This window comes from Micromonospora sp. NPDC049201, assembly GCF_055586805.1.
Genome location: NZ_JBVJHM010000014.1, coordinates 68,101 through 94,183 on the forward strand (window position 1 = coordinate 68,101; position 26,083 = coordinate 94,183).

The following is a 26,083-nucleotide window of genomic DNA, read 5'->3' on the forward strand; positions in this document are numbered from 1 at the left end:
GAGTCGTCACCCGCAATCGGTTGTGGCGCATTGGCACGACCCGCCGCAGACATCGCCTGTGCGTGTATCCGCGCCCTGTTGACTGGAAGGAAGGTTAGAGGCAGGAAGGGGCGGTAAGGAAGAATTAATGTCGGTATGCGCAATATAAGCAACTCTCGTCGCTTAAATGACGTTCTGTCCACAAGTTATGTGCGGAGCGGAGCCGACCTTCTGCCTCGCGTACTCATGTGGTCGCTCAGTGCCATCCAGAATGTTTCGGCGCGAGTGACATCTGTAGCGTCGTCTCGGCCGAGGAACATTACAACCGGACTCGGCCGGCTTGACCAGTCGGGCCGGACCGCTCGGATGGACGGCTTGCGCTGCCGGACACCGCCGGGACAACGATTTGTGATGACTGGATTAAGCTGGCGTTTCGACTTGGACGGCACCAACCGGGGCTCGAACAGCAACGCGGAAATCCGAGTTGTCGGGGTCTTGCGGCTCGGCGGGGAAAGGCCGATCTCCCGCCGGTAACGCCAAAGCAGCAGTTGGTGTTCGCGCTACTCGCCGTTCGGGTCAACCGACTGGTAACCGCTTCATCGGCAGCCGCCGTGCCGTCCTTCTCACCGACGGCTCAGACGGGTGGGGCGTCGTACCCGGCGGATAGGCTCGGGCGGTGACCGAACCCGCGCAGCTCACCCACGTCGATCCGGCTGGCGCCGCCCGGATGGTCGACGTCTCCGCCAAGCCGGTCTCCGGCCGGCTCGCGGTGGCCGCCGGCCGGCTCCGCACCACCGTCGAGGTGGTGGAGCTGCTCCGCCGCGACGACCTGCCCAAGGGCGACGCGCTCGCGGTCGGCCGGCTCGCCGGGATCATGGGGGCCAAGCGAACCCCCGACCTGATCCCGCTCTGCCACCCGATCGCCCTGCACGGTGTCACCGTCGACCTGCGCCTCACCGCCGACACCGTGGAGATCACCGCCACCGCGCGGACGGCCGACCGCACCGGCGTGGAGATGGAGGCGCTCACCGCGGTGGCGGTCGCCGGGCTCGCCCTGGTCGACATGGTGAAGGCGGTCGACCCGGCCGCGTCGGTGGACGCCGTCCGGGTGCTCCGGAAAGAGGGCGGGAAGACCGGCGAGTGGGTCCGGCCGGAGGACCGGTCGTGATCCGGGCCCGGGTGATCGTGGCCTCCAACCGGGCCGCCGCCGGGGTCTACGCCGACACCAGCGGCCCCCTGCTCGTCGCCGGCCTGCGGGAGCTGGGCTGCACGGTCGACGCGCCGGTGGTGGTGCCCGACGGCGACCCGGTCGGCGACGCGCTGCGTGCCGCCCGCGACGAGGGCGTCGACGTGGTGCTGACCAGCGGCGGCACCGGCATCACCCCGACCGACCGCACGCCCGAGGTGACCGGCGCGCTCCTCGACTACGAGATCCCCGGCATCGCCGAGGCGATCCGCGCGCACAGCCGCGACGCGGTGCCCACCGCCGCGCTGTCCCGGGGCCGGGCCGGCGTCACCGGCCGGACGCTGGTGGTGAACCTGCCGGGCTCGCGCGGCGGGGCGCGCGACGGCCTGGCCGTGCTCGGGCCGATCCTGCGGCACGCGGTCGACCAGCTCCGCGGCGGCGACCACTGAGCCCGCGGGCCGCGCACACCGGCGCTAGGCTCGCCGGATGAGCACGGAAACCGAAGCCGCCGCCGTCGAGGTGGGCACGCCTCCGCCGGCCGGGTGGGAGGAGGCCCGCTCCCGGGTGTACGCGGTCGGGCTCTCTGCCGCGCTCCCCGCGGTCAACCGGCCGCTGGCCGACACCGACGGGCACACCCTGGCCGAGCCGCTGACCACCCGCACCGACCTGCCGGCGTTCCCCACCTCCAGCGTGGACGGCTGGGCGGTGCGCGGCCCGGGGCCGTGGCGGGTGGTGGGCCGGCTGCTGGCCGGGCACACCGCGTCGCCGCTGGACGCCGACGGCACCACCGTGGAGATCGCCACCGGCGCGATGGTGCCGGCGGGCACCACCGCGATCCTCCGGATCGAGGATTCGACCCGGACGGTGGACGGTCGGGTGACCGGCACGCCCCGGCCGCAGCCGGAGTGGCGCGAGCCGGGCGAGGAGGCGCACCGTGGGGAGGAGTTGCTGCCCGCCGGCACGCCGGTGGACCCGGCGGTGATCGGTCTGGCCGCCTCCTGCGGGCATGACACGCTGCGGGTCCGCCGCGCGCCCCGGGCCGCGCTGCTGGTCTTCGGCGACGAGCTGCTCACCTCCGGCCCGCCCGGTGCCGGCCGGGTGCGGGACGCGCTCGGCCCCTCGGTGCCGGCCTGGCTGCGCCGCTACGGCTGCCAGGTGCGGGGCGGCGACGTCGTCGGGCCGGTCGCCGACACGCTGCCCGCGCACGTCGCGGCCCTGCGCGGTGCGCTCGCCAACGCCGATCTGGTCTGCACCACCGGGGGCACCATGCACGGCCCGGTGGACCACCTGCACCCGACGCTGGAGGCGCTCGGCGCCGACTACGTGGTCAACACCGTAGCGGTGCGTCCCGGCTTCCCGATGCTGCTCGCCCGGCTGGTCGACGGCGACGGCCGGGTGCGCTTCGTGGCCGGCCTGCCGGGCAATCCGCAGTCGGCGGTGGTGGCGCTGGTCTCGCTCGTCGCTCCCCTGCTCGCCGGTCTCACCGGCCGGCCGATGCCGGTGCTGCCGCAGGTCACCCTCGCCGAGCCGGTGCCCGGGCGCGGGGACCACACCCACCTGGCGCTGGCCCGCTGGGACCGGGTCGCCGGCACCGCGCACCCGGTGCGGCACGTCGGCTCGGCGATGCTGCGCGGGCTGGCCGGCGCGGACGGCTTCGCGGTGATCCGGCCCGGCACCAGCGGCGCCGCCGGCGACCGGGTTCCCCTGGTGCCGCTGCCCCTGACTCCGGGAGAACGCTCGTGAGCGCGAGGAGTGAGCCGGGTTTGCGAGCCACGCAGTCGCGATCGGATGCTGGCACCGTGAGCACGGAGACGCGTGTGGTGTTCGGCGCGGTGACTGACCAGCCGCTCGACCTGGCCGCGCACGAGGCGGCGGTCGCCGACCGGCGGGCCGGTGCGGTGGTCTCCTTCCAGGGCGTGGTCCGTGACCACGACCACGGGCGGACGGTCACCCGGTTGGAGTACGAGGGTCACCCCACCGCCGAGGCGGTGCTGCGCGAGGTGGCGGCCGACATCGCCGCCGACCCGGCGGTGCACGCGGTGGCGGTCTCGCACCGGATCGGCCCGCTGGAGATCGGTGACGTCGCGTTGGTCGCCGCCGTCAGCACCGCGCACCGCGCGGCGGCGTTCGCGGCGTGCGCCCGGCTGGTCGACGAGGTGAAGGCGCGGCTGCCGATCTGGAAGCGGCAGGTCTTCGACGACGGCACCGAGGAGTGGGTGAACTGCCCCTGAGCCGGCCGGTCAGCGCCGGGCGGTGAGCGCGCCCGTACGGCCCAACCGGTCGTGGTAGAACGCCGGCTCGGCACCGGGACGCCAGGGCAGCGCTGCGACCAGCACGATCAACGCGATGGCCAGCGAGTTCTCCATCAGCGCGCCGAACAGGCCGTCCTGGTAGTGGGACACCTCGGGGAGCTGGTGCTCGTACGGCCAGATCGGCGAGATCAGGAAGAGGAGATAGAGGCCGAGCGCGCCGGCCGCGTGCCGGAACCCGGTCAGCGTCGGGTACCAGATCGGCGGGCGCAGCGCGGGCACGCCGGTCGCCGGGGTCGGCCCGCTGTTCCGCAGCGGCAGCCCGCGGCTGGCCTCGCGGCGGCGTACCGCGGCGTCGGTCAGCACCACGATCGCCGGGATGACCCAGACCAGGTGGTGCGACCAGGAGATCGGGCTGATCACGTTGGCGGTGAGCCCGACCAGCGTGAACGCGGTCAGCTCGTCGCCGTCGGTGCGGGCGCTGATCGCCCGGGACAGCCCCAGCGCCAGCACCAGCACCGAGAACGCGAGCCAGAGCAGCCCGGGCGTCTCGATCGAGTCGTAGAGCCGGGCCAGCAGCCCGGCGAGGGACTGGTTGGCGGTCATGTCGGCCGCGCCGACCCGCTCGGTCTGCCACAGCACGCTGGTGAAGTACGCGCGGGACTCCTCGCCGACCGCACCGAACGTCGCGAGCGTCACCCCGATCGTGGTGCCGACCGCGATCCAGGCGGCCCGCCACTGCCGGGTGAGCATCAGGTAGCCGATGAACAGCGCCGGGGTGAGCTTGACGGCGGTGGCGAGCCCGATGCCGACGCCGGCCCAGGCGCCGCTGTAGAGGAAACGGGCCAGCGGCGACTCGGCGGTCTCGTGGTGGGTGCCCCGCTTGGCGCGCCACCGCAGGCCCACCAGATCCGCCATGATCAGCGCGAAGAGCAGCAGGTTGACCTGGCCGTAGCCGAGCGTCTCGCGGGACGGCTCGATCGCCACGGCGAGCGGGGTGGCGATGCCGACGGTGAACCAGAGCGACCAGCCGAGCCGGTCCACGATGGGACGCAGCAACGCCGCCAGCACGACCGCGAGCGCAGCGATGCTGGCCAGCGCGTTGACGAACCCGGCGGCGTCCACCGGCAGCCAGGACATCGGCAGCATGACCAGGCCGGCGAAGGGTGGATAGGTGAAGCCGAGGGTCGTCGAGGGGGCGACGAAGTCGTACAGCTCGTTGCCGTTGGCCCACCACAGCACCGCACCGTGGTAGATCTTCATGTCGAAGAAGTTGTACGGCCGGCCGAAGGCGCCGATCGCGAGCCAGGCCGCGTACGACACGGCGGCCACGATGCCGATGCGCACCACGAGCCGCTGGTCGACCCCCAGGACGACGCGGGGCGCCGGTGGGAGGCGGTTGGTCCGTCTACCGACTGTCGTCGGCATGGCGTGGCCACCCCCGTACCAAGGTCGTCGTGCCCGTCCAGGTCCAGAACGGAGCCTAGAACGGTGCCTCACGATGTTGCCTCCCGCGTTACGCGACCGTGTCCGATCCCACACGTGTTTGCGACATTTCCACCGCGTTAACGGGTGTCGGACGGTTCAGGTGATTGGCGGCCTTGCGGGGGTGGGGGCCGTGTGGATGCAGGTCAGCCGGGCATCCGGCGAGCGGTCGCCGCGGAGCGTACGGCGATCTTCGCCTCCCGGCGGGCGGTGCGGACCGCGCGCTTCACCGACCGGCGTGAGTGGTCGATCCGGTGGCCGGCACGCCAGCGCAGGCCCGGCCTGCCCTCGGTGTCCGCGGCGGCGAGCAGGAGCCCACCGAGCAGCCCGAGGTTCTTCAGGAAGTGGACCTGGTTGTTGTTGCGCTCGGTCGGGTCGTCGTTGTTCCAGAAGGGATGACCGGCGGCGGTCGTCGGGAGCAGCGTGCCGGCCAGGACGAGCGCGGCCGGGCGGGTGAACCGGCCGGTGGCCAGCATCAGACCGCCGACCAGTTGGGTGGCGGCGTTGGCCCGGATCAGCGTCTCGGTGTCGGTCGGGATGCGCGGGTGCAGGCCCTGGATCAGCGGGGCGACCCGGTCGGTGACCGGCTTCGCGGCGGGCGCCAGCCGTTCCGCGTTGCGCAGGTTGCGGGCGCCGCTGACCACGAAGATGCCGCTCAACATGACTCGGGCGAGGGAGCGCACGGGCTTCATGGTTCAGTCTTACCCCGTCCGGGGGCCGGTCACCCCTGCAACACACGAAAGGTATCGACGTCCGTCCGGTATCGATTTCAGCGACCGTCGCGGATGGACCGGTTGCGTTCGGTAAGGTCGCGCGGGTGACGACGCTGCGACTGCGCCCGGAGGACCCGGCCGACGAAGCGCCGGTGGCCCGGGTGCTCGCCGCCGCCTTCGCCCGACCCGACGTGACCACCCCGCCCGAGGTCGGCCTGGTCGAGGAGCTGCGGCACAGCGCCGCGTGGATCCCGGAGCTGGCCATGGTCGCCGAGTACGGCGGCGAGGTGGTGGGCTTCGCGCTGCTCACCCGCGTGCGGGTCCGCGCCGACGGCGGCGGCTGGCCGGCGCTGGCGCTCGGCCCGGTGGCGGTGGCCCCGCACCGGCAGCGCGTCGGGCACGGCACGGCGGTGGTGCAGGCGGCGCTCGACGCCGCCACCGAGCTGGGGGAACGGCTCGTGGTGGTGCTGGGCGACCCGGCGTACTACCGGCGCTTCGGATTCGGCCCGGCGGACCGGTTGGGGTTGACCAGCCCGTGGTCCGGGCTGGGGGAGCCGTGGCAGGCGCTGGTGCTGCCGCCGTCCACCGGCGAGGAGCCGCCACCGCCGGCCGGTGAGGTGGTCTTCCCGTCGCCCTGGTCGCGGGTCTGACCGGCCACGCGAGGAGTGAGCTTTCGGGCCCCGCAGTCGTGGCCAAGGTGGGCACCGCCCACCCGCCGGCCCGGCCGCCGCTCAGGCCGGCTGGGTGCGCAGGTAGCGGCCGAAGTGCGGGACGGTGAACGCGACCGTGCCCCGCTCACCGGAGTAGATGAGCCCCTTCTTGATCAGCGCGTCCCGGGCCGGGGAGAGGCTGGCCGGCTTGCGGCCCAGCGACCGGGCGATCTCCGCGGTGGGCACCGCGGCGTCCATGTCGTCCCGGGCGCCGTCCTCGCCGTCCACCAGCGCCAGCGTGGCCATGGCCCGCATGTACTCCCGTTCGGCCGGGGTGGCCCGCTCGAACCGGGAGCCGAAGAAGCCCACCGCCAGCTCCGCCTCCGCCTCGGGCGCGGCGACCCGCACGTCGGCGGCGGTGATCGGCGAGCGGGGCGCGTGGTCCCAGGTCGCCTTCCCGTACGCCTGGACGAAGTAGGGGTAGCCGCCGGACTTCTCGTAGAGCAGGTCGAGCGCCTTCTGCTCGTACTCGACCTCCTCCCGCTCGGCCGGCGCGCAGAGCGCCTGGTCGGCGGCGATCCGGTCCAGCCGGTCGATCCGCTGGTAGCGATAGAGCCGTTCGGAGTACGACTTGGCGGCGCTGAGCACGGCCGGCAGGTGCGGCAGCCCGGCGCCCACCACGATGAGCGGCGCGCCGAGCTGGGACAGCTCGTGGCAGGCGGCGCAGAGCGCGGAGACGTCCTCGGCGCCCACGTCCTGCATCTCGTCGATGAAGATCGCGATGCCGGTGCCCACGTCGGTGGCGACCGCCGCCGCGTCGCTGAGCAGCTCGACCAGGTCGATCTCGATGTCGCCCGAGTCGGCCCGGCCGCTGCTGGCCGGCACGTCGATGCCCGGTTGCCACCTGTCGCGCAGCTTCGGCGCCGCGCCGCCCCGCCCGGCCGGCGCGGACCGTTGCGCGAACGCCTTGAGCACGCCGAGGAAGCCGTCGATCCGGTCCGGCGCGCGGTGTCGGGGGGCCAGTTCGCGGACCGCCATGTGCAGCGCGGCGGCGATCGGCCGGCGCAACGACTGGTCCGGCCGGGCCTCGATCTTGCCGGTGCCCCAGAGGTGGTTGATCGCCTCCGACCGGAGCGTGTTGAGCAGCACCGTCTTGCCGACCCCGCGCAGGCCGGTGAGCATCAGGCTGCGTTCCGGCCGGCCCCGGGCGATGCGTTCCAGCACCACGTCGAAGACGTCCAGCTCCCGCCCCCGCCCGGCGAGTTCGGGCGGGCGCTGACCGGCGCCGGGAGCGTACGGATTGCGGACCGGATCCACGCTCGCACAGTATCCGGTCGTCTAGTGACCAGGCTAGACGCGCGTAGAGGCGGCTACCGCGTGTCGGCGTCGAGTCGAATCTAGGTCTGTCTAGCGTCCACCCCAGACAGCCTTAGAGTCGGCTAGCGGCCTATCGACGCTTCAGGCAGAGCACGAAGTCGAGCGTGTCCAGCTCGCTGTCGAAGAAGTACCAGTCGGTGTAGCCGGCCACCTTGCCGCACTTGGCCTCGGCGTCCTTCTTTCCGCTGGTCGCGCCGTCGATCCGGCGCAGCACCTCGTACGTCTTCGGGGCGCAGTCGGCGATCACCAGCTTCGGCTGGGCGCCGCCGCCCTGGTTGGCGACGCACTGACCCGCCTTCACGAACCGCGGGTCGGTCGAGGAGGCCGGGGCCGCCGTGGTGGGCGTCGCCTCCGCCGGATCGCTCGGCACCGCCGAGGTCGGTGCCGGCGCCGGCGCGGTGGTCGCCGTCGTCCCGGCCGTCGGCTCGTCCCCGTCCCGGCCGAGCAGCCAGTACGCCCCGCCGCCGCCCAGCAGCAGCACCGCCAGCACGATCACCACCACCAGCCACGGGCCCCTGCCCCGCTTCGGTGGCGTCGGCTCGTCGTAGGGCTGTTGTCCCGCGCCGTACGGCGGTGGCCCGCCGGCGTAGGGCTGCCCCGCGCCGTACGACGGCTGCCCGCCGGCGTAGGGCTGCTGCCCGGGATAGGGCACCTGACCGGGGTAGCCGGGGCCGGCCGGATAGCCGGGCCGGGGCGCGGCGCCCGGGCCGTACTGCTCCTGCGGTGGCCCGTACTGCTCGGCGGGCGGGCCGTACTGCTCGGGCGGCGGCCCGTACTGGTGGGCGGGCGGGCCGTACTGCTCGGGCGGTGGCCCGTACTGCTGGGGCGGGCCGTACTGCTCCTGCGGCGGGCCGTACTGCGCGGGCGGGCCGTACTGCGGGCCGCCGGGCGCCGGGTCGTGGTGCGGATCGGGGGCGTAGCCGTCGTCCGGGCGTCGTCCCCGCCACGGCTCGGGTGCGCCGCCGCCCGGTGGTCCGAAGTTCGACATGAACGCCTCCTGTGTAGCCGGTGCTGAGAGGCCGGCCACCAACACGGGACGCCGACGCCGTGGTCACCGTAGCGTGGTCCCACGATGAGCTCACGCCCCCCGAGTACGACGGACGTCGCCGGCTCCCCGGCGCCGCCGGTCCGCGCCGCCCTGGTCTGGACCGCATTGGCGCTGGTCTACCTGCTGTGGGGCTCGACCTACCTGGGCATCCGGATCGCCGTCGAATCCCTGCCGCCACTCACCTCCGCCGCGACGCGGTTCGCCGCCGCCGCCGTGGTGCTCGCAATCGTGCTGCGGCTCCGTCGCGGGCCCGGGGCGCTGCGCGTGTCACCGCGTCGCCTCGGCGCGGCCGCGCTGGTCGGCGTGCTGCTGCTGGCCGGCGGCAACGGGCTGGTGGTGCTCGCCGAGTCCGGCCCGCCCGGCGACGCGGTGCCCTCCGGGGTCGCCGCCCTGCTGATCGCCACCGTCCCGCTGCTGGTGGTGGTGCTGCGTACGGTCGGCGGGGACCGGCCCCGCCCGTGGACGTTCGCCGGCGTCGCGCTGGGCTTCGGCGGGCTCGTCCTGCTCGTCCTGCCCCGTGACGGCGTGGACGGGGTGCCGCTGGCGGGCGCGCTGACCGTGGTCGCCGCCGCCGCGAGCTGGTCGATCGGCTCCTATCTGTCCGGGCGGATCCGGATGCCGGCCGACCCGTTCGTGGCGACCGTCTACGAGATGGTCGCCGGCGCGCTGGCGCTCCTGCTGATCGGGGCCGGACGCGGCGAGCTGGCCGACTTCGACCCCGCCGAGGTGACCGGACGGTCCTGGGCGGCGCTGGCGTACCTGATGGTGGCCGGCTCGCTGGTCGCCTTCACCGCGTACGTCTGGCTGCTCGCCCACGCGCCGATCTCGCTGGTCTCCACGTACGCGTACGTGAACCCGGCGGTCGCGGTGGCGCTCGGCGCGCTGCTCGTCGCCGAGCCGGTCACCACGCAGGTGCTGCTCGGCGGGGCGGTGCTCGTGGCCGGCGTCGCCGTGGTGGTGAGCACCGAGCGGCCGAGCCGCACCCCACAGGCTGCCGGCGGCAACGGGACGGTCCGGACCCCGCCGGCTGCCGGCGACGGGGCGGCCCGGAGTCGTGCCGGTCGGTAGCGTCCCGGCCCGTGTCGGCGGTGACGGTGGCGGGAACGGCGGTGCTCGGCGCGTTGGCCGGTCTGGCCGCGGTGCCGATCGGCCGCCGCGCCGTCGGTGTCGGCCGCGCCGCGCCCCGCCGGTGCACCGGGGCCGGGCGGGCGGAGGCGGGCACCCCGAGGGTGCGGTGGGCGGTGGGGTGCGGCGGTCCGGCCGTCGGGCCACGGCGGTGCACCGTGGCCGTGGTCGGGGCGGTGGTGTACGGCGCCCTGGCCGTCACGCGCGGGGACGAGCCCGGGTTGCCGGCGCTGCTGCTGGTCGCCGCCGTCGGGCTGGTGCTCGCGGTGACCGACCTGAGCGCGTTGCGGCTGCCCGACCCGCTGGTCGGCGCGGTGGCGCTCGGCGGTGGGCTCGGCCTGCCGGCGAGCGCGCTGGTGGCCGGCGAGCCGGGGCGCCTGACGACCGCCCTGGTCGGGGTCGGTCTCTCCCTGGGCGGCTATCTGCTGCTCGCCCTGCTGCCCGGCGCCCGGCTCGGCTTCGGCGACGTGAAGCTGGCCGCCGCGCTCGGGTTCCCCCTGGGCTGGCTCGGCTGGCCGGCGCTCCGGCTCGGGCTGCTCCTGCCACACCTGCTCGCCGGCGTGACCGTCCTCGTCCTGCTCGCCGCCGGTCGGATCCGCCGGGACACACCGCTGCCGTTCGGCCCGGCGATCCTGGCCGGTGCCTGGCTCGCCGTCGTGCTCACCTGACCATCGGTTGTTGAGAAGGGGCCCCTTCTCTACCGGAGGCGTTAAGAAGGGGCCCGGCCTTTCAGATCAGGCGGAGTTGGTGGTCCTTGGGGCGGCGGGGTTCGGCGGCGCCCAGCCGGTCGAACAGCGCCGGATCGATCGCGTCGAGGAACGGGGTGGGGCGGGTGTCCCGTTCCGCACCGTGCCGGGTACGCCGGGCGGCGTGACTCACGTAGAGCCGGTCCTGCGCCCTGGTCAGGCCGACGAAGAAGAGCCGGCGTTCCTCGGCGACCGCGTCGTCGTCCGGCTCGGTGCCCGGCCAACGCAGCGGCAGCAGGCGGTCCTCGGCGCCGACCAGGAACACCACCGGGAACTCCAGGCCCTTGGCCGCGTGCAGCGTGAGCAGCGTGACCGCCTCGGCGCGCGGGTCGAGCGCGTCCACCTCCGCGCCGGTGGCGAGCTGGCTGAGGAAGAGCCCGAGGTCGTCGCCACAGCGGCGGGCCAGCGGCGTGAGCAGGTCCACGGCGCTGCGGACGTCGTCGGGGCGTACCGTGCCGGAACCGTCGAGCGTGGGCACGGCGAAGCGCTCGGCCACCAGCCGGCCGGCCTCGCGTACCCGGGTGGTCAGGGAGCCGTCCAGGCCGGCGTGCCGCAGCTCGCGGGCGATGGCCGCCACGCCCGGACGGTCCCGCAGCCGGTTGTGTGAGCGCTTCTGCACCGGGATGTTCGCCCGGGTCAACGCGTCCACGATCGGCGCCGCCTGCGAGTCGGTGCGGTACAGCACGGCGATGTCGGAGAAGGAGAGTGTGGTCGTCCGCCCGTCGATCCGCCCCGAGTCGAGCGACCGGTGGGACAGGCCGCCGACCAGCTCGTCGACGGTGCGGGCCACGAAGTCGGCCTCGTCGGCCACCGAGGTCGCGGCGTACCGGCCGACCAGCGGCGCCTCCGGGTCGAGCCGGGCCGGGTCGAGCCGACGGCCCCGGACCAGCGACGACGGCGCGATGGCCTGCACGGCGGCGGCCAGGATCGGCGCGGAGGACCGGTAGTTGCGGTTCAGCCGCACCAGCCGGGCGTCGGTGAAGTCCTGCGAGAAGCGCAGGAAGTAGCCCACGTCGGCGCCTCGGAACGAGTAGATCGCCTGGTCCGGGTCGCCGATCGCGCACAGGTTGCCGTCCGGCGGGCTGAGCAGCCGCAACAGCTCGTACTGCACGGCGTCGACGTCCTGGTACTCGTCGACGAAGATCCACTTCCACCGTTCGCGGTACTCCCGGACCAGCTTCCGGTCCCCCTTCAGCACCGCCACCGGCAACGTGAGCAGCTCGTCCAGGTCGACCAGGTCCCGCTTGCGCAGCAGCGCGACGTACCGCTCGTCGTCCTCGCCGGCCTCCGCCCGGGCCGCCGTCCGGTCCGCGTCGTCGGCGATCCGGAAGTCCGCCGGCAGGCCGGCCGCCGCCGCGTTCTCCCGCAGGACGGTCAGCCCGAGCGCGTGGAACGTGCCCACCGTGACGTCCTCGGCGACCGGCCCGAGCAGCGCGTCGAGGCGGTGCCGCAGCTCCTCGGCCGCCCGGCGGGTGAACGTGATCGCCAGGCACTGGTCCGGGAAGACGTTCAGCTCCGCGCAGAGGTAGGCGATCCGGTGGGTCAGCGTGCGCGTCTTGCCGGTGCCCGGACCGGCCACGATCAGCAGCGGGCCACCCGGCGCGGAGGCGGCCACCCGCTGCATCGCGTCCAGCCGGTCCAGCAGGCCGGTGCCGACCTCCTCCATGCCGGCGAGCATCGGCTCGAACGGCTCGTGCGGGGAGGGCGGCGGCGCCAGCGGCGGCGCGGGCGGCTTGCGTTTCGGCTCCGGCCGGGCCGCCGCCGGGCGCTTGGCCTTCGGCTTCGGCGCCGGCTCCGTGGGCCGCCGCTGCGCGGGCACGGGTACGTCGAAGAGCGTCTCCTGCCCGGCCCCGCCGCCCGGAGCGCCCAGTTCCGCCGGGTCGAAGAGCGTGATCACGCCGTACTCGCCGTCGTAGCCCGGCACCCGGCGGACCTCGCCGCGACGCAGCCGGCCGATGCCCTCCGCGAGCAGTTCGCCGCCGACCCGGCCGATCTCCTCCACCGGGGTACGCGTGAGGATCTCCAACTCCGGGCCGAGCGCCGCGACCAGCTCGTTGAGCTTGCCCTCGACCTTCTTCGACCGGGCACCCACCTTGTTGATCTCGCCCAGGATCTCAGCCAACGGCACCAGGTGGGCCACCTCGCGGGCGTGCGCCGGCCGGTGCCCCGCCGGCCGGTCGGCCAACGCCTCGACGCGGCTGAGCACACCCACGGTCAGCGGCTTGCCGCACTCCGGGCAGCGTCCGCCCGCCTCGCGGGTCCGCTCCGGCGACCAGTTCACGCCGCAGAGCCGGTGCCCGTCGGCGTGGTACTTGCCCTCCTCCGGGAAGAACTCGACGGTGCCGGCCAGCCCGTCCCCGGTGCGCAGCGCCTCCCGGATCGCGAAGTAGTCGCGGTCCGCGGTCAGGACGGTGGCCTCCCGGGCCAGCGCCGGCGGCGAGTGGGCGTCCGAGTTGGACACCAACTGATAGCGGTCCAGGCTGCCGACCCGCCAGTTCATCTCCGGGTCGGACGACAGCCCGGTCTCCACCGCGAAGATGTGCTCGGCCAGGTCGGCGTAGCAGTCGGCGATCGCGTCGAAGCCGGACTTCGAGCCGAGCGCGGAGAACCAGGGCGTCCAGATGTGCGCCGGCACCAGGAAGCCGTCTCCGCTGGCCTCCAGCGTGATCTCCAGCAGGTCGCGGGAGTCCAGCCCGAGGATCGGCCGGCCGTCCGAGCCGAGGTTGCCGATCCGGCCCAGCGCGGTGTTGAACCGGCCCACCGCGTCCAGGTCCGGCAGGTAGATCAGGTGGTGCACCTTCCGGGTCCGGTCGTCCCGCTTGTAGATCGTGGAGATCTCCACGCTCAGCATGAACCGGACCGGGTCCGCCTCCGCCTCGCTGGCCAGCCGAGGCGGCAGCCGTCGGGCGATGTCCCGCTCCGCCTCCGGCGACAGCCGGTAGAGGCCGGGCTCGGCCGGGTGCAGCGTCTCGCGCAGGTGGTCGTACCAGGCGGGGTGGGTGAAGTCACCGGTGCCGAGCACCCCGATGCCCTTGCGCCGGGCCCACCAACCGAGGTTGGGCAGGGTCAGGTCACGGCTGCACGCGCGGGAGTACTTCGAGTGGATGTGCAGATCCGCGACGTAGGGCGGGAGGCCACCGGGGGGTGCGGCACTGAACGGAGGCACGCCGCATCCTGTCACGTCCGCTTGCCTACCCGCCCGCCGCCACGCGTACGCGTGACCTGAGCAATGCGGTGCTGGACGGCGCGCCCCCGACCCGCTAGGGAGCACGCAGCTCGACGAGCGTCACCTGCGGCGGGGCCCCGACCCGCACCGGCGGCCCCCAGAAGCCGGCCCCGTTGGTGACGTAGACCTTGGTGCCGTCCACCTCGCCCAGACCGGAGACCACCGGCTGCTGGAGCTTCACCGCCAGGTTGAACGGCACCATCTGACCGCCGTGGGTGTGCCCGGAGAGCTGGAGGTCGACGCCGAACTTCGCCGCCTCGTGCGCGGCCACCGGCTGGTGGGCCAGCAGCACCACCGGGCGGCTCGGGTCACGGTCGCCGAGCGCGGCGGCGTAGTCGGCGGGCGCGGCCAGTCCGGTGCCGTCGGCGGTCACGTCGTTGACGCCGGCCAGGTCCAGCACGCCACCCCGGGCCCGGATCTCCTGCCGCTCGTTCTGCAGCACCCGCAGGCCCAGCCGGTCCACCTCGCGGACCCACTCCTCCACGCCGGAGTAGTACTCGTGGTTGCCGGTCACGAAGAAGCTGCCGTAACGGGAGCGCAGGTCACGCAGCGGCTCGGCGGCTCGGCCCAGCTCGGCCACCGAGCCGTCGACCAGGTCGCCGACCACGGCCACCAGGTCGGCGTCGAGTCGGTTGATCATGGCGACGATGCGCTCGGTGTGCGCCCGGCCGCGCAGCGGCCCGAGGTGGATGTCGGAGACGGTGGCGATCCGCAGCCCGTCCATGCTCCGCGGCAGCTTCGCCAGCGGGATGCGTACCCGGTCGAGCCGGGGCGGCCCCATCGCGGTGCGGACGCCGTACCCGGTGACGCCGGCGGCGGTGAGCCCGGCGAAGATCGCCGCACCACGCGCGAGCAGCAGCCGGCGGGACGGGTCGTGGTCCGCCGGTGCGTCGCCGGCGACAGGACGGCCGGTCGCCCCGCGCGGAGTGTCACCGGGACGGCTGGGCGGGGTGTCACCGGCATCGACGGACGGCGGTGGATTGCCGGCGTCGCTGGTCGGCGGTGGGTTGCCGGCGTCGCTGGTCGGCGGCGGGTCACCGGCCCCGGTGGGCGCCGCGGCGGAGGTGCCGGCGCCGACCAGCGCCGGCTCGGCCGCCGGCCCCGGTGACGTGACCGACCGGGCCCGGCGGCGCAGGACGAGCCGCGTCACCGCGGTCGGCACCTCGAGTACCAGCAGCAGCACCAGCAGGTAGAACATCAGGGCGAGCCACACGTAGCCCGGCCAGGCCAGCCAGTAGAAGCCGCTCTGGGTGCCGGCCATGGTCGCCGGCACGAGCAGCGCGAGCAGGACCGCCACCGCCGCCCCGACCCGGCGGGCCCGCCCCGGACGGGTGGTGTCCCGGACCAGTCGCCGCCACAGGTAGTAGTGGATCAGCCCGATCACGAGCACGACGAAACCCACGAATGTCGCCATCGCCAGCACGTCGGCCTCCCTCAGCCGCCCGCGAAGGGTGGCAGCACGTCCACCGTGACCCCGGCCGGCAACGGTGCCTGACGATCATGACAGGCGACGCCGTCGACCAGGAAACTCGCCGCCTTGAGCACCACGGCCAGTCGGTCACCGTGGCGGGCGGAGAGGTCGTCGAGGAGTTCGTCAAGCGACCGGCCGGCGGATGCGGTCTCCTCGGCCCGGCCGGCGGCGGCCCGTGCGCCGGCGAAATAACGGACGGTCAACTCCACGTCAACCTCCGATCGCGGACATCGGGCGGACCGGCTGGAGGAAGGCCGGATCGTCGATGCCGTGCCCGGCCCGCTTGCCCCACATCGCGGCCCGCCAGCGCCGGGCCAACTCCTCGTCGTCGGCGCCGGCCCGCAGCGCGGCCCGCAGATCCGACTCGTCGGTGGCGAAGAGGCAGTTGCGCACCTGACCGTCGGCGGTGAGCCGGGTGCGGTCGCAGTCGCCACAGAACGGCCGGGTCACACTGGCGATCACCCCGACCTTGGCCGGACCGTCGTCCACCAGCCAGGTCTCGGCCGGCGCGGCGCCCCGCTCGGTCGGGTCGGGCCGCAACGCGGCCTCGGCGCGCAGGGCGGCCAGGATCTCGTCGGCGGTGACCATGGTCGAGCGGTCCCAGCCGTGCTGGGCATCCAGCGGCATCTGCTCGATGAACCGCAGCTCGTAGCCGTGCGCCAGGGCGAACCGAAGCAGCGCCGGGGCCTCGTCGTCGTTGACGCCGCGCATCAGCACCGCGTTGATCTTGACGGGGGTCAGCCCGGCCTCCGCCGCGCCGGCCAACCCGGCGAGCACGTCGGCGTGCCGGTCGCGCCGGGTCAACGCGGCGAACCGGGCCGGGTCGAGCGTGTCCAGCGAGACGTTGACCCGGTCCAGCCCGGCCGCGCGCAGCGCCGGCGCGAGTCGGGCCAGACCGATGCCGTTGGTGGTCAGCGAGATGCGCGGCCGGGGCGACAGCGCGGCCACGGCCGCCACGATGCCGGGCAGGCCGGGCCGGATGAGCGGCTCACCGCCGGTGAAGCGCACCTCGGTGACGCCGAGCCGGCGCACCGCGACTCCGACCAGCCGGACGATCTCGTCGTCGGTGAGCAGTTGCGGGCCGGCCAGCCAGGGCAGCCCCTCGGCCGGCATGCAGTAGGTGCAGCGCAGGTTGCACTTGTCGGTCAGCGAGACCCGCAGGTCCCGGGCGACCCGGCCGAACCGGTCGATGAGGACCCCGTCTGCCGTCGTCCGGGGGGCGGTCATTCGTCGACCGTAGCGCGTCGGACGCCGCCGAGCGCGGCACGGGCGGCGGAGACCACCGCCTCCGCGTACGCCGCCCCGAACAGCGCGGTGTGCACCAGCAGCAGGTGCAGTTGGTGCAGCGGCACCCGCTCCCGCCAGCCGTCGGCCAACGGCCAGGACTCCTGGTAGGCGGACAGGATCCGCTCGAACTGCGGCGGACCACCGAAGAGCGCGAGCTGCGCCAGGTCGGTCTCGCGGTGGCCGCCGTGCGCGGCCGGGTCGACCAGCCAGACCCGGCCGTCGTCGCCCCAGAGCAGGTTGCCGGCCCAGAGGTCGCCGTGCAGCCGGGCCGGCGGCTCGTCACCGCCCCAGTCGCCGACCCGGTCGACGACCTGCTCGACAAGCGCCGCCGCGGCGCCGGTGAGCGCGCCCCCGTCGACCGACATTCGAAGGTACGGCAGCAGCCGGCACCGGGCGAACCACTCCGGCCACGGCCCCCGGTCGGGCGTGTTGTCCTGCGGCAGCGCGCCGATGAACCCGGTCCACTCCGCGCCGAACGCGGGCGCGCCGGCCCGGTGCAGCCCGGCCAGCCCGTGGCCGAACGCCTCCGCCGCCTCCGGGCCCGGCTCGCCCGACTCCACCCAGTCCAACGCCAGCAGCCCCGGCAGCGCGACCAGCACCTCCGGCACCGGAACCGCGTCGGCCTCGCGCAGCCACCGCAGACCGGCCGCCTCGGTGGCGAAGAAGCCCTCCGGCACCGGCCGCCCCGCCCGTTCCGGCCAGGTCTTCGCGAAGACGGAGTGGCCGTCGTCGAGCGTGAGTCGCGAGGCGGCGCAGATGTCACCGCCGGAGACCGGCGTCTCCCGGATCCGCTGGTGGGTCAGGAAGGTCGGCAGGTGCTCCGGGTGTGCCCGCAGGTACGCCAGGTCCATGAGCGCAAGGTAGCCGGTACCTGGGACAGGCGTCGGCCCTGTCGTACCGTGGCCGGTGGCGGACGCCGCCCACCTGGGCCGATACGTTCGGTGGTTGTGGATGAGCCGCGTGTCGTCAACAGGGCCTGTCGCGGCGGCGGCGCCCCCCGCACGCTCCCGGCATGAACTCCACCGAGCGTCCCCGCCTCTCCGTCCGCTCCCCGGCCGACCTCGTCGCCGCCGTGCCCTACCTGCTCGGCTTCCACCCGGAGGACAGCGTGGTGGTGGTCGCGGTGCGGGGCCGGCGGGTGGTGTTCGCGGCCCGCGGCGACCTCCCCGAGCCGGGTGTCGACCCCGGCCCGGCGGCCCGGCACCTGGCGCAGGTGGTGGCCCGGCAGGACGCCGACGCCGCGACGGTCATCGGCTTCGGCCCGGCCACCCGCGTCGCCGGCGTGGTGGACGCGGTGGGCGCGGCGCTGGCCGACGTGGGGCTGATCGTCCTCGACGCGCTCCGGGTGACGGACGGTCGCTGGTGGTCGTACCTCTGCGACGAGCCCACCTGCTGCCCGCTGGAGGGCACGCCGTACGACCCGGCCGCGAGCCGGGTCAGCGCGGCGGCCGTCTTCGCCGGTCAGGTCGCCCTGCCCGACCGCGCCGCCCTGGCCGCCCAGGTGTCGCCGTTCGGCGGCCCGGTCCGGCTCGCCATGCGCCAGGCCACCGGGCGGGCCCGCCGCCGGCTGGCCACACTCACCGGGGAGCCGCCCGACGGCCACTCACCGGGCGGTGCGGAGTCCGGTGATCCCTCGCCCGGCGGTGCGGAGTCCGGTGGTCTCCGGTCCGACGGGACGCGGACCGGCGCCGCCCCGCCCGCAGACGTTCCGGCGGGCGACCGGACCGCCGGCGGACCGGCCGGCCAGGGTGGGGCGACGCGGGCCGTGCGGGCGGCCGGCACGGCGGCGGTACGGGCCGCGTTTCGCCGGCAGCGGCACGGTGAGCGACTCACCGACGACGAGGTGGCCTGGCTGACCGTGCTCCTCACCCACCTCGTGGTGCGCGACCACGCCTGGTCCCGCACCGACGGCCGGGACACGGACATCAGCCTGTGGACCGACGTGCTCCGCCGGGCCGAACCCGAACTGAGCGCGGCCCCCGGAACGCTGCTCGCGTTCGCCGCCTGGCGGTCCGGGCACGGCGCGCTGGCCGCCGTCGCCCTGGAGCGGGTGCTCGCGGCGGATCCCACCTACTCCCTCGCGGTGCTCCTCGACGACGCGCTCCGCCGTGGCGTGGCCCCGTCCGAGCTGGACGGCTGGCCGGGTGTCGCCGGCCCGGCGGTCCTGCGCCGCCGCCGGCGTCGTCCGCGCCGCTGAATCGGAGGCAGCGGTGCGTCCGCGCGGCTGAATCGAAGGCAGCGGTGCGTCCGCGCCGTTGGGTCGGAGGCAGCGGTGCCGTCCGCGCCGACGCGCGGCCGGGTCGCTGTGCCGCCGCCTCAGCGAGGCACGCGCTGCGCCCCGGTGTAGACGTTCATGGTCGAGCCGCGGAGGAATCCGACAAGCGTCATCCCGGCCTCCTCGGCCAGTTCGGCGGCGAGCGTGCTGGGCGCGGAGACCGCCGCGAGCAGCGGCACCCCCGCCATCCACGCCTTCTGGGTGAGTTCGAAGCTGGCTCGGCCGGAGACCAGCAGGACGTGACCGGCCAGCGGCAGCCGCTCCGACCGGGTGGCCCAGCCGATCACCTTGTCCACCGCGTTGTGCCGGCCCACGTCCTCGCGGAGCGCCAGCAGTTCGCCGTCCGGGGTGAAGAGCCCGGCGGCGTGCAGGCCGCCGGTGCGGTCGAAGGCGCGTTGCGCGGCACGCAGCCGGTCGGGCAGTCCGGCCAGCAGTGCGGCGGTGACCTCCAGCGGGTCCTCCCGCACGGCGAACCGGGAGCGGGTGCGGACCGACTCGATGCTCGCCTTGCCGCACACCCCGCAGGAGCTGGTGGTGTAGAAGTTGCGTGCCGGGTCGGTGGCCGGTTCCGGCACGCCGGGGGAGAGCACCACGTCGACCACGTTGTAGGTGTTGGGGGTGTCCGCTCCGGAGCAGAGCTGCGCGGTGTGCACATCCTCCGCCGACCGGATCAGCCCCTCGGTCAGCAGGAAGCCGATGGCCAGGTCCAGGTCGTCGCCGGGCGTGCGCATGGTCACCGCGAGCGGCCGGCGACGACCGGGGCCGGCCGGTCCGACGCGGATCTCCAGCGGCTCCTCAACGGCCAGCGTGTCCTGCCGGCGGACCCGGTCCCGGCGGTCGCCCGCCGCCCCGAGGTCGATCCGCAGCACGCCACGTCGGTCTGTCGCCCGTCCCATGCCGCCATCCTCTCCCGCCCCCGGCCCCACCCGCACCTCAGCACCCCGCCCGGCGCTCTCCTGCGTAGCGCCCCGTCTGGCCCGGTGTTCCGGCGCGGGCCGTGGGTAGGGTGAGGCGGTGACCGGGTACGCGGCGGTACTGCTCGCCGGCGGTGCGGCCCGCCGGATGGGTGGGGTGGACAAGCCGGCCCGTCCGGTCGGTGGCCGGCCGATGCTGCACCGGGTGCTGGCCGCGGTGGCCGACGCGGACGAGCGGATCGTGGTCGGTCCGCCCGGTCCGGTGCCCGCGGGGGTACGGGTGACCCGCGAGGAGCCCGCCGGCGGTGGTCCGGTGGCGGCGACCGCGGCCGGGCTGGCCCTGCTGCGACCCGGTACGACCACGGTCGCCCTGCTCGCCGCCGACCTGCCGCTGCTCACCGCCGACGCGGTGGCGGAGCTGCGGCGCGCACTCGACGGGTCGACCGCCGGTCTGGCCTGCTACGTGGACGGCGACGGTCGCCGGCAGCAGCTCTGCGGCGTCTGGCGGCTGCCGGCGCTGCGCGCGGCGGTGGACCGGCTGGCGGCGGAGCGGGGCGGCACGGTCGACGGCGCGGCGGTGCGGGGCCTGCTGGCCGGTGCCACGGTTCGGGAGGTGGCCTGGTCCGGTGCCGGGCCGCCGCCCTGGTTCGACTGCGACACTGACGAGGACGTACGCCGGGCCGAGGAGTGGACGACATGACCGTGTTGGACGACTGGGTCACCGCGGCCTGCGCCGAGTTGGAGCTGAATCCGGCCGAGGTACCGGTGTCGGCCGTGCTGGACGTGGCCCGGGACGTGGCGCATCAGGTGGTGCGACCGGGTGCGCCGGTCAGCGCGTACCTCATGGGGGTGGCGGTGGGGCGCGGCGCGGATCCGGCCGCGGTGGCGGCCCGGCTCAGCGCGCTGGCGGGGTCGTGGCCGGTGGAGCTGGACGGGACGACGCCGGTGGAGTAGCGACTTGTCCGATCCTGGTCGGCTGTGATTCGGCCCCCGCCGCCCGTGGGTAGGGTGGCGGGAACGGACGGAGGCGATCATGACGGCAGACCACCCCTCGCCGGTCGACAAGCCTTCCGGCGGTACGCCGGAGCAGCACGATTCGATCCTGCTCGACGAGCCGACCACGGCTGACCTGCGGGCCAAGGTGACCGAGGCCTGGCGGGAGTTCGCCCGGGCGTTGGCCGAGCGGCTGCGCGGGTTGCCGGCCGGTGGTCACCTGGAGGTCACGCTCGACCCGACCGCCTCGGGCACCGGGGACGCCGTCTACTCGGTCAGTGCGGACGCCGGCGAGGACGGCGCGCTGTCGGCTCGGGCGGTCGGCAACGCCACGCTGCCGTCGGGTTACCGGCTGGACCGGGCGGCGGTGGCCGACATGGTGGCGCTGGGCTGGTCGCCGCCCGGTGTGGTGGCGGGTTCCGGCGAGCAGTTCGGCCTGGACTGCGGCGTCGACGAGGCGACCCGGTTGTCCGCGGTGCTCTCCCGGACGCTGCGGGACGTCTACGGTGCCCCGCATCCCGCGTTCCTGGTCTATCTGGTGCACGACGCCGAGGGCGAGCCGCTGCCGGTGGAGCCGCTCGGCACCGCCCGCGGCGAGTTCGGTCCGGACCGGGACGTGGAGGCCGACCTGGAGGAGGCGCTGGCCGCCGCGGCAGCCGCCCAGGCGGGTGAGAACGACGTGCTGGCCCTGGAGGAGCGGGTCCGTACGGTCGTCTCGACGATGTTGAAGTCGAACTCCGACCAGGTGCAGGTCGACTCCGACGGTGACATCAACATCCGGGCCGGCTCGGCGATGGTCTTCGTGCGGGTCCGCGACAATCCGCCGCTTGTCGACGTCTTCTCCCCGGTGCTGACCGAGGTCGAGCCGACCGAGCGCCTCTACGTCAAGCTCTCCGAGCTGACCAACCGGATGCCGATCGGCCGGCTCTACTGCGCCGACGACACGGTCTGGGCGTCCATCCCGGTCTTCGGCCGCAACTTCCAGGCCACTCACCTGATGCTGGCCGTGCAGGTGATGACCGGTCTCGCCGACGAGTTGGACGACCGGTTGCACGGCGAGTTCGGCGGCAAGCGTTTCTTCGGTGAGGGTGACAAGCCGGCCCGGCCGCAGGAGCACCGCACCGGCATGTACCTCTGACCGGTCCGGGGTGGCACCGGCGTCAACTCGTGGAGGGTCCGACGCCGGGGGACTCGACGAGTCGGGACAGCACGATGGTGCTGCGGGACGAGGTGACGAACGACTCGGCGCGCAGCCGTTCCAGTGCCTCCTCCAGGTGGGCGATGTCGGCGGCGCGCAGGTGCACCAGCGCGTCCGCCTCGCCGGAGACGGTGTAGGCGCCGACCACCTCGGGGTGCCGGCGGGCGGCGACGCCGATCTGCGCGGGCGTGGTCCGGCCGGCGCAGAACAGCTCGACGAACGCCTCGGTGGTCCATCCCACGGCGGCCGGGTCGACGACCGCGGTGAAGCCGCGGATCACGCCGGTGGCGCGCAGCCGGTCGACCCGTCGCTTCACCGCGGGGGCGGAGAGTGACACCCGGGCGCCGATGTCGGCGTACGAGGCGCGGGCGTCCGCCACGAGCAACGCAATGATTCGTTGGTCAACCGCGTCTATCTGCAACGTTCCGCCCTCGGGAAGCAATGGTTGTGGCTGTTACCAAAGTTCCAGCCTACCTACTCTTGGTGACCGTGAACCAGCAGCGAGTCTCGCGAAAGCGGACATATCTCATGTGCTCGCCGGAGCACTTCGCGGTCGAGTACGCGATCAACCCGTGGATGGACCTGGCCACGCCGGTCGACGCCGACCTGGCGGTCAAGCAGTGGGACCGGCTGCGCGAGACGTTGCTCGGGCTCGGCCACGACGTGCACCTGCTCACCCCCGAGGCCGGCCTGCCGGACATGGTCTTCGCCGCGAACGGGGCGTTCGTGGTGGACGGCACCGTCTACGGCGCCCGGTTCAAGCACGAGCAGCGTGCCGCCGAGGCCGCCGCCCACCGGGCGTTCTACGAGGCGCAGGGCTGGCACTTCATCGCGCCGAGCGAGACCAACGAGGGCGAGGGCGACTTCGCGTACCTGCCGGAGGCGCACGGCGGCCTGGTCCTGGCTGGCCACGGCTTCCGTACCGAGCCGGCCGCGCACGCCGAGGCGCAGGAGGCGCTCGGCCGGCCGGTGATCTCGCTGCGCCTGGTCGACCCGCGCTTCTACCACCTCGACGTGGCGCTCGCCTCGATCGACGACGGGAACGTCGTCTACTACCCGGGCGCGTTCTCCGCGGCCAGCCAGAAGGTGCTGGCCCAGCTGTTCCCGGACGCGGTCGTCGCGGACGACGAGGACGCCCTGGCGTTCGGCCTGAACCTGGTCAGCGACGGGCTCAACGTGGTGTTGAACAGCGACGCCACCCGGCTGGCCGGCAAGCTGAAGGCGGCCGGCTACCACCCCGTGCCGGTGGAGCTGGCCGAGCTGAAGAAGGGCGGCGGCAGCGTGAAGTGCTGCATCGCCGAGCTGCGGCACTGAGCCGGCCGGCGGCACCGAGCCGAGCTGCGGCACCGAGCAGGACACGCGCGAGGGCGGCCTCCCCCCGGGGAGGCCGCCCTCGTCGTCGCGTCAGCCGAGCGTGGCCAGCTCGTTGATCACCACGTTGGAGAGCATCCGGCCGTCGAGCTGCACCTTGCGCAGGTACCACTTCTGCTGCGGGGTACGCGGCTGGTTGAACTGCCAGGGACCCCGCGGGCTGTCGACCTGGCCGATCGTGCCGAGGGCGAGGTTGACCTGCTGCGGGGACACGTTCCCGCCGGCCAGCCGGATCGCCTTGTCCAGCACCAGCGCGGCGTCGTACGAGGCCATCGAGTACGTGGTCGGGGACGTGTTGAACGTCTTGCGGTACGCCGAGGCGAACACCCGGTTCGCGGTGTTGTTCAGGTCGGCCGAGTAGTTCAGCGCGGTCTCGATGCCGTACTTCTCGATCAGCGCCCGGTCCCGGCCCTTCTCGCCGTCGTCGAGCTGGTCGAGGACGGTCCCCTCGGTGAGGAACCCGGGCGCGTAGATCGGCCCCCGGTAGCCCTCGTCGTAGAGCTGCTTGACGAACTGCACCGCCTGCGCGCCGGTGTAGTGGCAGAAGACCGCGTCCGGCCGGCGCCCCAGCGCCTTGCGGATCGGCCCGGCGTACGCGCCCTTGCTGGGGTTGGCGTAGTCGGGCGTGTAGATCGGGTCCTCGGTGAGCCGGCGGCCCTGCTCGTAGCCGCGTCGCAGCCCGTTGACGACGTCCCGGCTGCCGGCGCCCTGGGTGCCGAAGATGGCGATCCGGCTGGACGGGTCCAGGTTCTGCCGCAGGTACTCGCCGAGTGCCACGCCCGGCTCGTCCAGCACGTACGAGGTGCGCCAGATGAAGACGACGCCCTGGAGCGTGGCCGGGGAGGCGTTGGAGCCGATCAGCGGCACCCGGGCGTCCTCCACGGTGTCCCGGATGCCGGTCATGACGGCCGGGTTGACCACGCCGGTGAGCGCCAGCACGCCCTCCTTGAGCAGCCGGTCGACGGCGGCCTTGCCGGTCGCGACGCTGTCGCCCTCCTCGGCCGGCACCACGGTGACCGGGTGCCCGCCGAGCTGCTGCCCGTGCGTGGCGAGGAAGAGTTGGAAGCCGTTGGCGATCTCGTCCCCGATGACCTTGTTCGGGCCGCTGCCGGGCACGATCAGCCCGATCTTGACCGGGCTGCCCGGGGCGGCCTGGTCCGTGCCGTCGTCGCCGGGGCCGCAGCCCGCGGCGAGCCCGGTGGTGCCCAGTGCGGCCAGCAGTTGCAGGGCCCGCCTGCGGTTCATCCGTGCCACCGACTTCCTTCCGCGGGGGTGGCCATCGTGCACACCCCTCCGGCGTTCTACCTGGTCGACGACGCTGCGTCAATGCCGGGTGGATCACCGAGCAGGGACCGCAACGCCGTCACCACCCGCGGCCACGCGGCCGAGTCGGGGGCGATCAGCCCGAAATGCTCGCATTCTGGCAGCTCAATGAGCGTGGCGGAGCCGCCGGCGGCCCGGTCGGCGGCCACCCATGAGCGGCTCATCGACACCGGAACCTGCCGGTCGAGAACGCCGTGCATGACTACTGTGCGTGTTTGAATCGGCACCAATGCCGATGGATCCGTGGCGGTGTACCGCTCCGGCACGTCGGCCGGGCCGCCGCCCATCAGCGCGGCCACCGCCCCGGAGTCCAGGTCCAGCCGGTACGCCTCGGCGAGGTCCGCGACCGGGGCCAACGCGAGCACCCCGCCTGTCGTTTCCGGGGCGTGGGCCGCCACGTACAGCGCCAGATGCCCACCGGCGGAGTGGCCGAGAAGGATCGGCGGCACCCGCGCCACCCGGCCGGGCCACGCGGCGGCGGCCAGCCCCGGCAGCGCGGCGACGCCGGCGAGCACGTCGGTGAGCGGGTCCGGCCAGCCGCTGTCCGGCCGACCGGTCCGGCGGTATTCGAGCTGGGCCACCGGATGACCGAGCGCGGCCAGCGCCGCCGCCATCGGGCCGGTGTGGGTCCGGTCGTACGCGGCCCGCCAGAAGCCGCCGTGCACCACGACCACCAGCGGCCGGGCGGGCCCCTCACCGGCCGGGCCGCGCAGGTCGGCGCACTGGTCCGGACGGTCGCCGTAGGCGACGGTGGCGTCCGGCGGCGGGGCCGGCCGGGTCAGCACGTCACGCGGGTCGCCGGTCATGCCGGGACGGTAGCCTGCCCGGTCCGGGCGCGTGCGCGTGGCCGGGGTGGGTAAAGATGGGTGGCATGACCGAAGCACACTCCGGTGGACACGACGACGAACAGGCCAACGACGGCATCCCCGGCACCGTGGTGGTGGTCGGCCCGGACGGTCGACCGGTCGGCACGGTGCAGACCGAGGAGGGCAAGGGCGAGGACCCGACCCGCCTGGTCGAGCAGCCGGCCAAGGTGATGCGGATCGGCAGCATGATCAAGCAGCTGCTGGAGGAGGTGAAGGCCGCCCCGCTCGACGACGCCAGCCGGCACCGGATGCGCGAGATCCACGAACGCTCGATCGTCGAGCTGAAGGAGGGCCTCGCCCCCGAGCTCCGCGAGGAGCTGGAACGGATCTCGCTGCCGTTCACCGAGCAGCAGGCGCCCAGCGAGGGCGAGCTGCGCATCGCCCACGCCCAGCTCGTCGGCTGGCTGGAGGGGCTGTTCCACGGCATCCAGGCCGCGCTTGTCGCCCAGCAGATGGCCGCCCGCGTCCAGTTGGAGCAGATGCGCTCCGGCCGGCAGGCGCTGCCCAGCGGCCCCGGCGGGATGGTCCCCGGCATGCCCGGCATGCCCGGCACCGAGGGCCACGCGCCCGGCCAGTACCTCTGACCGACACCGGCCGGGGC

The 26,083-nt window shown here is 74.3% G+C and carries 26 protein-coding genes; 13 read left to right on the forward strand and 13 right to left on the reverse strand.

Annotated features, from left to right (window positions below):
* Window positions 1–655 precede the first annotated feature (655 nt).
* From moaC to ACZ6O5_RS26840, 4 genes are read left to right on the forward strand one after another with little or no spacing between them, the layout of a single operon-like run.
* Window positions 656–1,147, forward strand: a complete 492-nt coding sequence (moaC, locus tag ACZ6O5_RS26825) for a cyclic pyranopterin monophosphate synthase MoaC (protein ID WP_465980471.1) — start codon at window positions 656–658, stop codon at window positions 1,145–1,147.
* Window positions 1,144–1,614, forward strand: coding sequence for a MogA/MoaB family molybdenum cofactor biosynthesis protein (locus ACZ6O5_RS26830; protein WP_281933987.1), 471 nt, complete (start codon window positions 1,144–1,146; stop codon window positions 1,612–1,614). Before moaC ends, ACZ6O5_RS26830 begins: the two co-directional genes overlap by 4 nt.
* Before the next feature lie 37 nt (window positions 1,615–1,651).
* Window positions 1,652–2,908: a molybdopterin molybdotransferase MoeA gene (locus ACZ6O5_RS26835; RefSeq protein WP_465980472.1), complete on the forward strand. Its 1,257-nt coding sequence runs from the start codon at window positions 1,652–1,654 to the stop codon at window positions 2,906–2,908.
* 56 nt (window positions 2,909–2,964) lie between these two features.
* The gene (locus tag ACZ6O5_RS26840) at window positions 2,965–3,396 is read left to right on the forward strand and encodes a molybdenum cofactor biosynthesis protein MoaE (protein ID WP_431935231.1); all 432 of its coding nucleotides are present in this window, start codon (window positions 2,965–2,967) and stop codon (window positions 3,394–3,396) included.
* 9 nt (window positions 3,397–3,405) lie between these two features.
* Here ACZ6O5_RS26840 and ACZ6O5_RS26845 read toward each other — a convergent pair whose 3' ends face one another.
* Entirely contained in the window at window positions 3,406–4,842 is a 1,437-nt protein-coding gene (locus ACZ6O5_RS26845) for a glycosyltransferase 87 family protein (RefSeq protein ID WP_465980473.1), read from the reverse strand.
* A 203-nt stretch (window positions 4,843–5,045) separates the two neighbouring features.
* Window positions 5,046–5,591: a DoxX family protein gene (locus tag ACZ6O5_RS26850; RefSeq protein ID WP_465980474.1), complete on the reverse strand. Its 546-nt coding sequence runs from the start codon at window positions 5,589–5,591 to the stop codon at window positions 5,046–5,048.
* Window positions 5,592–5,716: 125 nt separating this feature from the next.
* Between ACZ6O5_RS26850 and ACZ6O5_RS26855 the strand changes: the two genes are divergently transcribed.
* Window positions 5,717–6,262: a GNAT family N-acetyltransferase gene (locus tag ACZ6O5_RS26855; RefSeq protein WP_465980475.1), complete on the forward strand. Its 546-nt coding sequence runs from the start codon at window positions 5,717–5,719 to the stop codon at window positions 6,260–6,262.
* An 81-nt stretch (window positions 6,263–6,343) separates the two neighbouring features.
* On the opposite strand, the gene ACZ6O5_RS26860 is transcribed toward ACZ6O5_RS26855, so the two are convergent.
* Window positions 6,344–7,579: an ATP-binding protein gene (locus ACZ6O5_RS26860; RefSeq protein ID WP_465980476.1), complete on the reverse strand. Its 1,236-nt coding sequence runs from the start codon at window positions 7,577–7,579 to the stop codon at window positions 6,344–6,346.
* A gap of 130 nt (window positions 7,580–7,709) precedes the next feature.
* On the reverse strand, window positions 7,710–8,627 hold the full coding sequence (locus ACZ6O5_RS26865; RefSeq protein WP_465980477.1) for an LppU/SCO3897 family protein: 918 nt from the start codon (window positions 8,625–8,627) through the stop codon (window positions 7,710–7,712).
* Window positions 8,628–8,711: 84 nt separating this feature from the next.
* Between ACZ6O5_RS26865 and ACZ6O5_RS26870 the strand changes: the two genes are divergently transcribed.
* Together ACZ6O5_RS26870 and ACZ6O5_RS26875 are read left to right on the forward strand one after the other, a co-directional pair.
* Complete coding sequence (locus ACZ6O5_RS26870; protein WP_465980478.1) at window positions 8,712–9,755, forward strand: EamA family transporter; 1,044 nt, start codon at window positions 8,712–8,714, stop codon at window positions 9,753–9,755.
* An 11-nt stretch (window positions 9,756–9,766) separates the two neighbouring features.
* A complete protein-coding gene (locus tag ACZ6O5_RS26875; protein ID WP_465980479.1) occupies window positions 9,767–10,480 on the forward strand; it encodes a prepilin peptidase in 714 nt (237 codons plus the stop codon).
* A gap of 61 nt (window positions 10,481–10,541) precedes the next feature.
* On the opposite strand, the gene ACZ6O5_RS26880 is transcribed toward ACZ6O5_RS26875, so the two are convergent.
* From ACZ6O5_RS26880 to ACZ6O5_RS26900, 5 genes are all read right to left on the reverse strand, one after another.
* Window positions 10,542–13,724, reverse strand: coding sequence for a UvrD-helicase domain-containing protein (locus tag ACZ6O5_RS26880; RefSeq protein ID WP_465980480.1), 3,183 nt, complete (start codon window positions 13,722–13,724; stop codon window positions 10,542–10,544).
* 94 nt (window positions 13,725–13,818) lie between these two features.
* On the reverse strand, window positions 13,819–15,207 hold the full coding sequence (locus ACZ6O5_RS26885; RefSeq protein ID WP_465980481.1) for a metallophosphoesterase: 1,389 nt from the start codon (window positions 15,205–15,207) through the stop codon (window positions 13,819–13,821).
* An 11-nt stretch (window positions 15,208–15,218) separates the two neighbouring features.
* Complete coding sequence (locus ACZ6O5_RS26890) at window positions 15,219–15,464, reverse strand: MoaD/ThiS family protein (protein ID WP_107156430.1); 246 nt, start codon at window positions 15,462–15,464, stop codon at window positions 15,219–15,221.
* Window position 15,465: 1 nt separating this feature from the next.
* On the reverse strand, window positions 15,466–16,482 hold the full coding sequence (moaA, locus tag ACZ6O5_RS26895; RefSeq protein WP_465980482.1) for a GTP 3',8-cyclase MoaA: 1,017 nt from the start codon (window positions 16,480–16,482) through the stop codon (window positions 15,466–15,468).
* Window positions 16,479–17,393: a fructosamine kinase family protein gene (locus tag ACZ6O5_RS26900; RefSeq protein ID WP_465980483.1), complete on the reverse strand. Its 915-nt coding sequence runs from the start codon at window positions 17,391–17,393 to the stop codon at window positions 16,479–16,481. Before ACZ6O5_RS26900 ends, moaA begins: the two co-directional genes overlap by 4 nt.
* A gap of 161 nt (window positions 17,394–17,554) precedes the next feature.
* Between ACZ6O5_RS26900 and ACZ6O5_RS26905 the strand changes: the two genes are divergently transcribed.
* Entirely contained in the window at window positions 17,555–18,739 is a 1,185-nt protein-coding gene (locus ACZ6O5_RS26905; RefSeq protein ID WP_465980484.1) for a DUF4192 domain-containing protein, read from the forward strand.
* Between the two features lie 119 nt (window positions 18,740–18,858).
* Here ACZ6O5_RS26905 and fdhD read toward each other — a convergent pair whose 3' ends face one another.
* Window positions 18,859–19,713 (reverse strand): formate dehydrogenase accessory sulfurtransferase FdhD, encoded by an 855-nt coding sequence (gene fdhD, locus ACZ6O5_RS26910; protein WP_465980485.1) that lies wholly within the window; start codon window positions 19,711–19,713, stop codon window positions 18,859–18,861.
* A 118-nt stretch (window positions 19,714–19,831) separates the two neighbouring features.
* Here fdhD and mobA point away from each other — a divergent pair, with 118 nt between their 5' ends.
* From mobA to ACZ6O5_RS26925, 3 genes are all read left to right on the forward strand, one after another.
* Window positions 19,832–20,431, forward strand: coding sequence for a molybdenum cofactor guanylyltransferase (gene mobA / locus ACZ6O5_RS26915; protein WP_465980486.1), 600 nt, complete (start codon window positions 19,832–19,834; stop codon window positions 20,429–20,431).
* Entirely contained in the window at window positions 20,428–20,685 is a 258-nt protein-coding gene (locus ACZ6O5_RS26920) for a DUF6457 domain-containing protein (RefSeq protein ID WP_465980487.1), read from the forward strand. The genes mobA and ACZ6O5_RS26920 overlap by 4 nt, the downstream gene beginning before the upstream one ends.
* Window positions 20,686–20,764: 79 nt before the next feature.
* Window positions 20,765–21,862: a T3SS (YopN, CesT) and YbjN peptide-binding chaperone 1 gene (locus ACZ6O5_RS26925; RefSeq protein WP_465980488.1), complete on the forward strand. Its 1,098-nt coding sequence runs from the start codon at window positions 20,765–20,767 to the stop codon at window positions 21,860–21,862.
* Between the two features lie 22 nt (window positions 21,863–21,884).
* Here the strand turns inward: ACZ6O5_RS26925 and ACZ6O5_RS26930 are convergent, their stop codons facing one another.
* On the reverse strand, window positions 21,885–22,343 hold the full coding sequence (locus ACZ6O5_RS26930; RefSeq protein ID WP_107156437.1) for an Lrp/AsnC family transcriptional regulator: 459 nt from the start codon (window positions 22,341–22,343) through the stop codon (window positions 21,885–21,887).
* Between the two features lie 59 nt (window positions 22,344–22,402).
* Here ACZ6O5_RS26930 and ddaH point away from each other — a divergent pair, with 59 nt between their 5' ends.
* Window positions 22,403–23,236: a dimethylargininase gene (gene ddaH / locus ACZ6O5_RS26935; protein ID WP_465980490.1), complete on the forward strand. Its 834-nt coding sequence runs from the start codon at window positions 22,403–22,405 to the stop codon at window positions 23,234–23,236.
* A 90-nt stretch (window positions 23,237–23,326) separates the two neighbouring features.
* Here ddaH and ACZ6O5_RS26940 read toward each other — a convergent pair whose 3' ends face one another.
* Window positions 23,327–24,547 (reverse strand): ABC transporter substrate-binding protein, encoded by a 1,221-nt coding sequence (locus ACZ6O5_RS26940; RefSeq protein WP_465980492.1) that lies wholly within the window; start codon window positions 24,545–24,547, stop codon window positions 23,327–23,329.
* Window positions 24,548–24,594: 47 nt separating this feature from the next.
* Complete coding sequence (locus tag ACZ6O5_RS26945) at window positions 24,595–25,422, reverse strand: alpha/beta hydrolase family protein (protein ID WP_465980494.1); 828 nt, start codon at window positions 25,420–25,422, stop codon at window positions 24,595–24,597.
* A gap of 56 nt (window positions 25,423–25,478) precedes the next feature.
* On the opposite strand from ACZ6O5_RS26945, the gene ACZ6O5_RS26950 reads away from it, so the two are divergent.
* Window positions 25,479–26,066: a bacterial proteasome activator family protein gene (locus tag ACZ6O5_RS26950; protein WP_465980496.1), complete on the forward strand. Its 588-nt coding sequence runs from the start codon at window positions 25,479–25,481 to the stop codon at window positions 26,064–26,066.
* Window positions 26,067–26,083: the final 17 nt, after the last annotated feature.

What these genes read in the sequence shown, in the direction of transcription:
- ACZ6O5_RS26835 (WP_465980472.1), top strand. Translation starts at nt 1,652, where the DNA reads ATGAGCACGGAAACCGAAGCCGCCGCCGTCGAGGTGGGCACGCCTCCG.
- ACZ6O5_RS26845 (WP_465980473.1), bottom strand. Translation starts at nt 4,842, where the DNA reads ATGCCGACGACAGTCGGTAGACGGACCAACCGCCTCCCACCGGCGCCC.
- ACZ6O5_RS26850 (WP_465980474.1), bottom strand. Translation starts at nt 5,591, where the DNA reads ATGAAGCCCGTGCGCTCCCTCGCCCGAGTCATGTTGAGCGGCATCTTC.
- ACZ6O5_RS26865 (WP_465980477.1), bottom strand. Translation starts at nt 8,627, where the DNA reads ATGTCGAACTTCGGACCACCGGGCGGCGGCGCACCCGAGCCGTGGCGG.
- ACZ6O5_RS26870 (WP_465980478.1), top strand. Translation starts at nt 8,712, where the DNA reads ATGAGCTCACGCCCCCCGAGTACGACGGACGTCGCCGGCTCCCCGGCG.
- moaA (WP_465980482.1), bottom strand. Translation starts at nt 16,482, where the DNA reads ATGACCGCCCCCCGGACGACGGCAGACGGGGTCCTCATCGACCGGTTC.
- ACZ6O5_RS26900 (WP_465980483.1), bottom strand. Translation starts at nt 17,393, where the DNA reads ATGGACCTGGCGTACCTGCGGGCACACCCGGAGCACCTGCCGACCTTC.
- ACZ6O5_RS26905 (WP_465980484.1), top strand. Translation starts at nt 17,555, where the DNA reads ATGAACTCCACCGAGCGTCCCCGCCTCTCCGTCCGCTCCCCGGCCGAC.
- fdhD (WP_465980485.1), bottom strand. Translation starts at nt 19,713, where the DNA reads ATGGGACGGGCGACAGACCGACGTGGCGTGCTGCGGATCGACCTCGGG.
- ACZ6O5_RS26920 (WP_465980487.1), top strand. Translation starts at nt 20,428, where the DNA reads ATGACCGTGTTGGACGACTGGGTCACCGCGGCCTGCGCCGAGTTGGAG.
- ACZ6O5_RS26925 (WP_465980488.1), top strand. Translation starts at nt 20,765, where the DNA reads ATGACGGCAGACCACCCCTCGCCGGTCGACAAGCCTTCCGGCGGTACG.
- ACZ6O5_RS26945 (WP_465980494.1), bottom strand. Translation starts at nt 25,422, where the DNA reads ATGACCGGCGACCCGCGTGACGTGCTGACCCGGCCGGCCCCGCCGCCG.
- ACZ6O5_RS26950 (WP_465980496.1), top strand. Translation starts at nt 25,479, where the DNA reads ATGGGTGGCATGACCGAAGCACACTCCGGTGGACACGACGACGAACAG.